The sequence below is a fragment of the Vagococcus sp. WN89Y genome, from assembly GCF_052220145.1.
In the GTDB taxonomy this organism is placed as follows: domain Bacteria; phylum Pseudomonadota; class Gammaproteobacteria; order Enterobacterales; family Enterobacteriaceae; genus Kosakonia.
This window is the reverse complement of the sequence record NZ_JBQPOM010000029.1, coordinates 242,653-253,160: the sequence shown is the minus strand read 5'-3', so window position 1 is coordinate 253,160 and position 10,508 is coordinate 242,653. Positions and strand designations below refer to the sequence as shown.

At 54.7% G+C, this 10,508-nt stretch carries 12 protein-coding genes; 5 read left to right on the top strand and 7 right to left on the bottom strand.

What is annotated here, in order from left to right:
• Window positions 1-146: 146 nt before the first annotated feature.
• From ACTU3N_RS12225 to yfcF, 4 genes are all read right to left on the bottom strand, one after another.
• Window positions 147-572 carry a hypothetical protein gene (locus ACTU3N_RS12225; RefSeq protein WP_443086402.1) on the bottom strand — a complete coding sequence of 142 codons (426 nt, stop codon included), beginning with the start codon at window positions 570-572 and terminating at the stop codon, window positions 147-149.
• Window positions 573-715: 143 nt separating this feature from the next.
• Window positions 716-1,258, bottom strand: a complete 543-nt coding sequence (yfcD, locus tag ACTU3N_RS12220) for an NUDIX hydrolase YfcD (RefSeq protein ID WP_443086401.1) — start codon at window positions 1,256-1,258, stop codon at window positions 716-718.
• Window positions 1,259-1,312: 54 nt separating this feature from the next.
• The gene (gene yfcE / locus ACTU3N_RS12215) at window positions 1,313-1,867 is read right to left on the bottom strand and encodes a phosphodiesterase (RefSeq protein ID WP_443086400.1); all 555 of its coding nucleotides are present in this window, start codon (window positions 1,865-1,867) and stop codon (window positions 1,313-1,315) included.
• 49 nt (window positions 1,868-1,916) lie between these two features.
• The gene (gene yfcF, locus ACTU3N_RS12210; protein WP_443086399.1) at window positions 1,917-2,561 is read right to left on the bottom strand and encodes a glutathione transferase; all 645 of its coding nucleotides are present in this window, start codon (window positions 2,559-2,561) and stop codon (window positions 1,917-1,919) included.
• A gap of 124 nt (window positions 2,562-2,685) precedes the next feature.
• Here yfcF and yfcG point away from each other — a divergent pair, with 124 nt between their 5' ends.
• From yfcG to ACTU3N_RS12185, 5 genes are all read left to right on the top strand, one after another.
• Window positions 2,686-3,315, top strand: a complete 630-nt coding sequence (yfcG, locus tag ACTU3N_RS12205; RefSeq protein ID WP_443086398.1) for a GSH-dependent disulfide bond oxidoreductase — start codon at window positions 2,686-2,688, stop codon at window positions 3,313-3,315.
• A 62-nt stretch (window positions 3,316-3,377) separates the two neighbouring features.
• Complete coding sequence (gene folX, locus ACTU3N_RS12200; RefSeq protein WP_443086397.1) at window positions 3,378-3,740, top strand: dihydroneopterin triphosphate 2'-epimerase; 363 nt, start codon at window positions 3,378-3,380, stop codon at window positions 3,738-3,740.
• Between the two features lie 20 nt (window positions 3,741-3,760).
• Complete coding sequence (locus ACTU3N_RS12195) at window positions 3,761-4,660, top strand: TIGR01777 family oxidoreductase (RefSeq protein WP_443086396.1); 900 nt, start codon at window positions 3,761-3,763, stop codon at window positions 4,658-4,660.
• 117 nt (window positions 4,661-4,777) lie between these two features.
• Window positions 4,778-5,629, top strand: a complete 852-nt coding sequence (locus tag ACTU3N_RS12190) for a hypothetical protein (RefSeq protein WP_443086395.1) — start codon at window positions 4,778-4,780, stop codon at window positions 5,627-5,629.
• A gap of 86 nt (window positions 5,630-5,715) precedes the next feature.
• The gene (locus ACTU3N_RS12185) at window positions 5,716-6,213 is read left to right on the top strand and encodes a GNAT family N-acetyltransferase (protein ID WP_443086394.1); all 498 of its coding nucleotides are present in this window, start codon (window positions 5,716-5,718) and stop codon (window positions 6,211-6,213) included.
• Window positions 6,214-6,242: 29 nt separating this feature from the next.
• On the opposite strand, the gene ACTU3N_RS12180 is transcribed toward ACTU3N_RS12185, so the two are convergent.
• The 3 genes from ACTU3N_RS12180 to dalD all read right to left on the bottom strand — a co-directional run bounded on the left by ACTU3N_RS12180 (window position 6,243) and on the right by dalD (window position 10,449).
• Window positions 6,243-7,520 (bottom strand): MFS transporter, encoded by a 1,278-nt coding sequence (locus tag ACTU3N_RS12180; protein ID WP_443086393.1) that lies wholly within the window; start codon window positions 7,518-7,520, stop codon window positions 6,243-6,245.
• Window positions 7,521-7,583: 63 nt separating this feature from the next.
• On the bottom strand, window positions 7,584-9,044 hold the full coding sequence (gene xylB, locus ACTU3N_RS12175; protein WP_443086392.1) for a xylulokinase: 1,461 nt from the start codon (window positions 9,042-9,044) through the stop codon (window positions 7,584-7,586).
• 10 nt (window positions 9,045-9,054) lie between these two features.
• Window positions 9,055-10,449 (bottom strand): D-arabinitol 4-dehydrogenase, encoded by a 1,395-nt coding sequence (dalD, locus tag ACTU3N_RS12170; RefSeq protein WP_443086391.1) that lies wholly within the window; start codon window positions 10,447-10,449, stop codon window positions 9,055-9,057.
• Window positions 10,450-10,508 lie beyond the last annotated feature (59 nt).

Sequence of the window (10,508 nt, the reverse complement as noted above, 5' to 3'; positions counted from 1 at the left end):
GTGCGGTGAGATTAATAATGCCGAGGGCCTGGGAAAGTTCCATTTAAAAAGGGTTCCATGATGAACATGAAACCCTTTTTACACCAGCCACCGGATCGGTCAACCGATCCTTAAACGATCGGCATTAACCTTAACGGTCGCCTTTTTTATTTCTTACGGTCGCGATTGCAGGGATAAATGCGGACGGCTTCCGCCTTATCGTTCTGCGCATTCCAGTCCATTTTCACCATATAATCATCATGCTTGATAGCGATTTCGACAATTTTGTTTTGCTGTGAATCGGTTATCAGGAAGGTATTCTTCGCAGGCATATAAACACAGTTTTTATAATCTGCTGTGACCAGATCCAGCAGCGCGGCAAACTTTTTCACCGTTCTGTTTGGCGTGACGTCGGCATAAGGCTGGCACAGCTCTATAACGAGTTTGCGCGCCTGAGATTTACTGGCATCGGCAAAAAAATCTGCTGTTGCCGTAGCAACTTTCATTTCAGGAGATGGCGGCTCCTGGGCACTGGAACGACCGTTTACGTCAATATGGGAGGCGTAAGATCCCGTGACATTACCTACTGGCATGCTCTATTTTCCCTGTTTGATATTGATTGAGAAAATTCAGCATAAAAAATCATTCACCGTTTTAATATCAACAAACGATTCCAGGCAAAAATTAAGAAAAACGCCGCATAAAGCGGCGTTTTTTTGCGCGGTGGGAAACATTATTACGCTTCCTGCGTCGTTTCCACTTCCGTGCTGGCGTTACGGCTCATCCACAGCGCCAGCGCTTTTAACGAGTCGGCGGTAAACTCATCGCAACGGGCGGTAATTTCATCCGGCGTCATCCACCACACTTCGCTCACCTCTTCTTCCTGGAGCGCAAACGGCCCGTGCGATACGCAGCTAAACAGCCCGCCCCATACCCGGCAATGCTCGTCTTCAAAATAGAACTGACCATGCTCGGCGAATGGCACACCCGCAATGCCTAACTCTTCTTCTGCTTCGCGGCGTGCGGACTCCAGCAACCCTTCTCCGGCCTGAACAACGCCACCGGCTGTGGCGTCCAGCATGCCGGGCATAAAATCTTTGATTTCAGTACGACGCTGTACCAGCACCTTGCCCATACCATCATGCACAACGATGTAGGTAGCGCGATGACGCAAACACTCCGCCCGCATTTGATGCCGGCTGGCCTGTGCTATCACCTCATTGTCTTCATTAACAATATCCACCCATTCCGTGCCAGCAAAATGACTCTGTTCCACCATCAGAAAATCGTCTCGTTATGGCGCTCTTTCGGCGCGTTTCGGTTGAAGGGTAAGTTACGGATTAATTGCCAACTGTGCAATAACCCGTTGATCATTAAGTGCGATAACGCGTAACTCGTTATCTTCAAGCATCCCGTAACTGGCAACAAAGCCACCTTTTGGGATACTTACCGAACCGGGGTTGAAATGGATAACATCCCCCCGTTTTTCCGCCAGCGGAATATGTGTATGACCATAGACCAGCACATCGCCCGCCTCCAGCGGCGGAACATTATCCTGGCCGAACAGATGCCCGTGCGTCAGAAACAGCCGCCTTTCATCCAGTAACACCTGCTGCCAGGGTGCCGTGATGGGAAAGTGCAGCAGCATCTGATCCACTTCGCTATCGCAGTTGCCGCGCACGGCAATAATCCGCCGGGCCTGTTCATTGAGCAGCCCTGCCACCTCTGCGGGAGCATACCCTTGCGGTAACGCATTACGCGGCCCATGGTTCAGCACATCGCCCAGGATAACCAGCCAGCGGGCATCGCTTTTTGCGAACAGTTCCAGTATGCGTTCCGTTGCGGGCAACGACCCATGAATGTCCGATGCAAACATCAGTTTCATCATTACACCTCATGTGGAAGAAAACGCCACATAATACCGCAAGCCGCGCCTCTCAGCCTATTCGCTTAGCAGAAAGTGCAACATAGCGCTGTATTGATGAGCGCTGCCACTGAAACGTGGCGTAATCAGCCAGTAATTCCGGGACGGTGTCGCCGCTCATCACCAGCCGGTTAAGCATCAGCGCCAAATCTGCATCAGCAATACACCATTCACCAAACAGATTAGGTTTACCGTGCGCCAGTAAGTTCCCGGCAACGGCAATCAGTTTAGCCGCACTTTCTTCGCCCGCTGCGCCAAGCGGCCCGGCTTTTTCCCCGCTAAAAATGATAGCTGTCGGGCGCGCCTTGCAAAGCGTTTGCAAATCGCTGCGCAACCAGGCCTGGATTTGTCGCGCGCGGGCGCGATGATATAAATCGTGCGGATAGATGCGCTCCCACTCCGGAGGCGGAAAACGCTCTTCCAGGTATTCAGCTATGGCCGAGGATTCGCTGAGGGCAAAATCCCCCATTTGCAGCAGCGGCACCCGCCGCGTCTGCCGATACCCCGGCCAGTTCGGTTGCCGCTGTTCACCGCTTTGCAAATCAAGAGTTTTAACCGTGAAAGGTAAGCCTTTTTCGTGCAGCGCCACATACGCCGACATGACATATGGCGAGAAGAAATTGGCATCGCCCCACAGTGTGATTGCCGGTTCGCTCATCGTCTCCTCCTTTGCTTTCCTCATATTATAACGTCCTGCGCACGCTATCACTTGATGAAAACGCGCCCGAACCGACAGCGCCTATACTCAGTCAGTGTTGCTCATTTCGCTAACAGGAGTATTGATGATAGATCTCTATTTCGCCCCCACGCCAAACGGACACAAAATCACATTATTTCTTGAAGAGGCAGAACTGGAGTATCGCCTGATTCGTGTGGATATCAGCAAGGGGGATCAGTTCCGCCCTGACTTTCTGCTTATCTCTCCTAATAACAAAATCCCGGCCATTATCGATCACCTGCCCGCGGATGGCGGCGCGCCAATCAGCCTTTTTGAGTCGGGTGCGATTTTGCTGTATCTGGCGGAAAAGACGGGCAAATTTCTCAGCGGTGAATTACGTGAGCGCAATACTACATTGCAATGGTTGTTCTGGCAGGTCGGCGGGCTGGGGCCGATGCTCGGGCAGAATTATCACTTCAACCACTTTGCCCCGCAGCCCGTGCCCTATGCTATCGAACGCTACCAGGTGGAGACGCAGCGTCTATATCATGTGCTGAATAAGCGGCTGGAACGCGTGCCGTGGCTGGCAGGCCAGCACTACAGCATTGCGGATATTGCCGCCTGGCCGTGGGTGAACGGCTGGCAGCGCCAGCGCATTGAGCTTCAGCGCTATCCGGCGGTGTTTAACTGGTATGAGCGCATTCGCTCGCGCCCGGCAACGGAGCGCGCCATGCAAAAAGCGCAGCTAACTTAAGCTCAGCGCGGCGGGTTTCCTGATGTATCATGGCGATGAATCAATGACTAAGGAAACCTGCAATGTCTCAACCAGACGCTATCATTCGTATAAAAAACCTGCGCCTGAGAACCTTTATCGGCATCAAAGAAGAGGAAATTATTAACCGTCAGGATGTGGTGATTAATGTCGTGATCCACTATCCGGCGGACAAGGCGCGTAACAGCGAAGATATCAACGACGCGCTAAACTATCGCACCATCAGCAAAAATATTATTCAGCATGTTGAGGGTACGCGCTTCTCGTTGCTGGAAAAATTAACTCAGGATGTGCTTGATCTCGCACGCGCTCATCACTGGGTCACGTATGCTGAAGTGGAGGTCGATAAACTTCACGCGCTGCGTTACGCCGACTCGGTGTCGATGACCATGAGCTGGCAACGCTAAGCGCAACCAACGGAGGTTGCATGCAGATACTGATTACCGGCGGTACCGGGCTGATTGGGCGCCACCTGATCCCCCGTCTTCTTGAGCTGAAACACAGCATCACCGTGGTCAGCCGCAGCCCGGCGAAAGCGCAGCACCTGCTGGATGCGCGCGTGACGGTGTTACAAGGGCTGAGTACGCTGGCTCAGCTTAATGATTTCGACGCGGTAATCAATCTGGCAGGCGAGCCTATCGCAGACAAGCGCTGGAGCGAAGCGCAGAAACAGCGCTTATGCGACAGCCGCTGGCATATTACCCAGCAACTGGCCGATTTAATCAAGGTCAGCGAAAACCCGCCGCAGGTTCTGATCTCCGGCTCTGCGGCGGGTTATTATGGCGACCTGGGCGAGGTGGTGGTGACGGAAGAAGAGCCGCCGCATAACGAATTCACACATAAATTATGCGCGCGCTGGGAGCAAATTGCCTGCGAAGTGCAAAGCGAGCGTACCCGCGTCTGCCTGCTGCGCACCGGCGTGGTGTTCGCACCTAAAGGCGGCATCCTCGGCAAACTGCTGCCGCTGTTCCGGCTCGGTCTCGGCGGCCCTATCGGTAACGGGCGTCAATATCTGGCGTGGATCCATATTGACGATATGGTCAATGGTATTCTCTGGCTGCTGGATAACGATTTACGCGGGCCATTCAATATGGTGTCGCCCTATCCTGTGCGTAATGAGCAGTTCGCCCACACGCTGGGTCATGTCCTGCATCGCCCCGCCGTTTTACGCGCCCCGGCTTTTGCCGTGCGTATGATGATGGGCGAGTCATCGGTACTGGTACTCGGCGGGCAGCGGGCGTTACCCAAACGCCTCGAAGCCGCAGGCTTTGCGTTTCGCTGGTACGATCTGGAAGAAGCGCTGCAGGATGTGGTCAATTCCGCCTGAAGAGCAAGGGGGCTTACCCCTTGTATTTCTATGTCTATAAGCTGTTTTTTGATAGTGGCGTATATTTACGCATGCTAATTTTTTGCGGTTATTTTATATTCGCCAGAGGATAAAATTATGCCCGCAAATGCCAGCGTCACACCGCAAAGCCGTACCTTTTCATTATGGAATATATTTAGCAGGCAAACAGCGCCGCCCCGCGTTAGTGAAAATAGTTTTCCCCTGCTGTCGTCCGTTGTTTCGGTCTCATCTTCGCAGGAGGAGTTCAGTATCGCCGAACTGAAAGAGGGTCAATATATTCGCCAGGCGGTGGAAGCATTGCAAAATGGTGAGCAATCAGGCAGGGAAATACCCCATACAAGTAGCAAAGGCTGGAAAATAGCAGCAGTCCTTGTCGGCGTAGCGGGTGTTTTTGGTACCGCAGCGCTCTATTATAATCATGTAGTTAATGCACCAGCGCGAACGCTTATGCCTGTCGATGAGCGTTTTCCGCCTATTATTGACACGGCACTGAATGAATCCGCTGCAACGAATAATCACCTCCCAAGACCAGAACCACAGGTGGCTTCGCTGCATTACCAAAATACCCCTGCGGATAATATTCATAATGAAATCGCCCTGTTTAAAATAAATGTTAACACATGTACACCTCATGATATATTAGTCAGCGCGAATCACCTGAATAATCAGGTGCAAGAGTTTCTCAATATCAATGCCATCCCGCCACAATCTGCCAGAATATTTGGCCGAAAAATAGCAGATATAATCAGCACGCAATTAGAACCGCTTATTCGTAATTTAATTTTCAGTAAACTGATATTAAAAGTGGATCAATTTAATGATGACCTTAATCAGCTGAGAATCGAATCCGTCAATCGAGAACTTAATGAGGCGAATAAATCGAAAGAAGTGCTGACTAATTTAGTGGTGAAACTAAACAGAGTCTATCTGGACGCGAATGCCCGCTAAAATAAATGAATTACCATTTTTAGTAGTCACCTGAATAGCGCGCGAGTGTTAGGCTAAAATGCGTCTTCACCAGAAGGTCAAGCTGAATGATTTTACACACTCCCCGTTTTACGCTCAGTGCTTTTCAGGCCGCCGACTGGCCGTTTTTCCTGCGCCTGCGCCAGAACAGCAGCATCATGCGCTATATGGCTGAAGTCGCACATGAGTCGCATATTCGTACCCTCTTTGAGGATCGTTTGCAGGATAACAACGCTTTTATCATCCGCGATGAGCAAGGTAATGCCGTGGGCGATATCGGTCTGCGCCAGAGCGTGCATAACGCGCAAGAAGCGGATATCGGCTACGCGGTGGCACCTGAATCCCAGGGCCGGGGCATCGCTTGTGAAGCGTTAGATGCTGTATGCAAGTATGCGTTTCACCAGCGGGGAATTTCTGCGCTCAATGCCTGGGTGCTGGCGGAAAATCGCGGATCGGTGCGCGTGCTGGAAAAAAGCGGTTTTCAGCGCGTGCAGGTTCTGGAAAAAGCCTTCGTGCTGAAGGGAAAGTGCTTTGATGACTGGGTTTACCGGCGGGAAAAAGCATAACGCCGGGCGCTGTACGCCCGGCTTTCCTGTCAGGCGCGCTGCTGTGCTTCCTCGCGCGCTTTCGTCTGCTGCCGCTCGCGTTTCGGCTGCGGCACCTTAATAATAAAGGTCAAAATACCGGCGAAAATATAGAGCCCGGTATACGCCCACACCACGCCTACGATGTCGAAAAAGGGCAGTATGGCGGAGGCAATAGCCGGTGCAACAAAATTACTTAGCCCGGCAGAAAGGTTGTAAATCGAGACCGCTGCGCCCTTGTGATGCGGCTCAAGCGTCGGGAAGACGGCCGTCATCGGCACAAACGCGGCGACAAAAATCCCCAGCATCACCGCCGGGATCAGCGCCACCAGGAAGTTATGCCCGGCGTACACCGGCAGGTAGTAAAACATCAGGCTGGAAATCGCCATCCCCAGGCAGCCAAACCAGCGCACCTGACGTATCCAGCCAATATACTCGCCGGTTATCCCCCAGAGAATATTGGTGAAAATGGTAACAAAGAAGAACACCGCCCAGATTTGCAGCCACTCGGAAATGCTAAAGCCCAGCCTGTCGACAAACAGCAGCGGCATCACAATGGCAAAGCCAAACAGCGACAGCGTATTGATAATACGAATAAGGCAGGCAAAAAAGATATCGCGGTTGGTAAAGAGAATAGTGCCCGCCCTGGAAAGCTCCGTCATCTTATCGCGCAGCGGCAGGTTCACCCGCGAGCGATCGACCGGCACATTGCGTAAGCTGAAAAAAGCCAGTATCCCGCCACTGGCGACCCAGGCGATGGCAAACCACAGCGTCCCCGTTTCGCCAAACGCCGGAATAGTCAGGCTCGGTAAATAACTCCCCACCACGCCAATACCGACCGAGTACATCGCCCAGAACCAGCCGGTCGCTGCGGCAAGATGCTGGCGCGGCAGCACCTGTACCAGCATCAACATAAACGAGTAGATAAACAGCGGATACGCCAGCCCACGGATGCCATAAAACAGCAGCATCAATGGATAGTTGCGCAGCCCCAGACCCAGCGACATAAACAGCGCGTGCATCACAATCCACAGTATAAAGCCGATGGTCATCGCTTTTTGCGGGGTGATAAGCTCAGCCACCACACCGGATGCCCACGCCGCCAGCGCCGCAGCCAGACCATACAGCGTAAAGACCATGGCCGACTGCGCCGGGCTGAACCCCATATCGGTGATATGTTTTGACAGGAAAGCCATTTCAAAGCCATCGCCCGCCATAAAGATGGCGATAGCCACAAATCCCCAGAACAGATGTTTCGGTAAGCCAAACCAATATTCTTTAGATTGCATGACAATCTTCCTTCTTTTTAGGGGGTAAACCCCGGCAGGGTACAGAGGCCGGGGAGAAGAGGTTCAGGGCAGCAACGCGCGCGCCGCCTGTTGTTGTTGGTAGAGCAGCCGGAACAGCGCAAGGCGCTGCGACAACCATTCACCGCGCGATGCCTGCGGCGTGTAGCGCGCCACAATCGGCGGTTTCAGGCACACCTCGCCCGGCACGCCGCCATCCGCAAGCCAGGCCAGCCGCGCCGCGCCCAGTGCGCCGGACGAGCTGGCAGGATGGGTAACCATCGGAATAGCCAGCACATCGGCTAACAGCTGCGCCCAGACCTGGCTTCGCGCACCGCCGCCGGTAAGACTGCACTGGTAGATAGCGGCTGACCCCAGCACCTGCAAACCATCCGCCAGCCCAAAACTCACGCCTTCAATCACCGCGTAGCCAAGCAGCGCCCGGCTGGTTTCATGGCGCAGGTTAAAGAAGCTCCCGGTGGCCTGCGGATCGTTATGCGGCGTGCGCTCTCCGCTGAGATAAGGCAGAAACAGCGGCGCACCGCGTCGCTCGTCCTCTGTCAGTTGCGCAACCTCTTCCATTAACTGGCTTTCCGTGACCGAGAGAAGATTGCACACCCAGCGCAGGCAGCTAGCTGCGCTGAGCATCACGCTCATCTGATGCCAGCGCCCGGGCAGCGCATGGCAAAATGCATGCACGCCAGAGTCGGGATCGGCCTGCAAGGCATCATTCACCACGAAAATCACCCCGGAAGTGCCCAGAGAAATAAACGCATCGCCCGGTTCTACCGCGCCCACGCCCACGGCAGAGGTAGCATTATCTCCCCCGCCCCCGGCAACCAGCACGGAGGAACTCAGCCCCCATTCGGTAGCCAGCGCCGCACGTAAGTTGCCGCTGACGGCACTGCCCTCCACCAGCGATGGCATCTGCGTACGGCTTAAATCGGTCATCGCCAGCAGTTCATCTGACCAGTCGCGCTTCGCCACATCCAGCCATAGCGTGCCAGCGGCATCGGAAGGATCGCTTGCGAACTCACCGGTTAAGCGCCAGCGCAGGTAATCCTTCGGCAGCAGCACTTTCGCCACCTTGCTGAAAATCTCCGGCTCATGGCGGGCGACCCACACCAGTTTTGGCGCGGTGAAGCCGGGCATAATCATATTGCCGCTGATGCGCATCATTTCCGGGTGATGCTCGCGCAACCAGTCACACTCTGCGGCGCTGCGGGTATCGTTCCACAAAATACAGGGGCGCAAGACATGCCCGTCGCTATCCAGCAGCACCGCGCCGTGCATCTGGCCCGAAAGTCCAATGCCGCGGATGGCCGCCCACTGGTGCGGGTAGTGCTGGCGCAGCTCGCTCACGACCCGGCCGCAGGCCTGCCACCAGTCTTCAGGATTCTGCTCAGCCCAGTGCGGGTGCGGGCGCTGCACGGTCAGCGCCGCGTGGGCGGAGCCGACAATCTCCCCGCTATCGTCGAGCAGCAGCGCCTTCAGCTCTGAGGTACCAATATCAATACCCAGGTACATAATCCCTCCCTCAGGCTGTTGCCAGTTGCGTTGTCGGCTGTTGCACCCACTGCTCCAGTTCCGCCACGGTGCGACGCAACAGAGCGAGGAAATCTGGCGAACGGGAAAGCTCCGCAAACAGCGCCTCATCCGCCGCCCAGACCGCCAGCGGATCGTCTGCGGCAAACACGGCGAGTACCGCTTGCGGCTGCATTACGCCGTCCTGATAGGTGTACGGTAACGTCCCTTGTGCCCAGCGGCGCAAAAACAGGAAGAACAAACCTGGCAGCACAGCGGTAGCAGCAGGCGTGTCGCCACGCTGATAGCACTGAATAAGCGTCGGGGTCACCATGCCAGGGATTTTTGATAAACCATCCGCTGCGACGCGCTGGTTAGTGTCTTTAATCCAGGGATTACTAAAACGCGACAGGACAACATCCCGGTACCCGGCAAGATCGAGCGGGCTTGGCGTCAGAGAAGGAATCACATCGCGGGAAACATACTCCCAGGCCATCTGGCGGATAGCGGGCTGGCGGGTGCTTTCATCAATATAATTCAGGCCAATCAGCGTCCCGGCCCAGGCGATGCAGCTATGGGTAGCGTTGAGGATACGGATTTTCGCCTCTTCCCAGGGCAATACGGACTCCACCAGCTCGACGCCAACCTTCTCCAGCGCCGGGCGGCCATTGATAAAGTTGTCTTCAATCACCCACTGAATAAATGACTCGCCCATCACCGGCACAGCATCATTAATACCTGTCGCCGCCAGTACGCGCTCGGCCACATCCGGCGTCGGGCGCGGGGTGATGCGGTCAACCATGGTGTTCGGCGACGTAGTATTGTCCCGCACCCAGTCATGCAAGGCGTGTTCGCCTTTTGCCTGCAGGAAAGAGAGGAAGCCGTGGCGAAAGCGCTCACCGTTATGGCGCAGATTATCGCAGCTCAGCAAGGTCACCGGCCCGCCATTGCGCGCAATACGTTGCTTGAGGATGCGGGTCAGCGCGCCATACAGCGTGCGAATCCCGCCGTCGAGATCCGCTTTGATATCACTTTGCTGCACGTCCAGCTCATGTTCCGGCGTCAGGTAGTAACCGCTTTCGGTTACGGTGAAGGCAATCACGCGCGTTTGCGCATCGGCGCCCTGCGCGACCAGCGCGCTGATTTCGTTATCCCACGCCAGTACGCTGCGAATAGATTTGATGGTTTCGTACTGGCGCTCGCCTTCCGGCGTCACGGTTTCCAGCACATACTCGCCCTGCTGCGCGGCCAGTGCGCCGAGTAACGCATTCGCATCATCACGAATGTTCCCCAGCGCGATACTCCAGCTCTCGTCTCCCTGCTCCCGTAACGTATGCAGATACCACGCCTGATGAGCACGATGAAAAGAGCCTGCGCCAATATGCATCCACACTGATTTGTTCGACATATTATTTCCTCGCATTGAGCATTTGATATGTTCACGGGCATATGCCCGATTGTTGAACG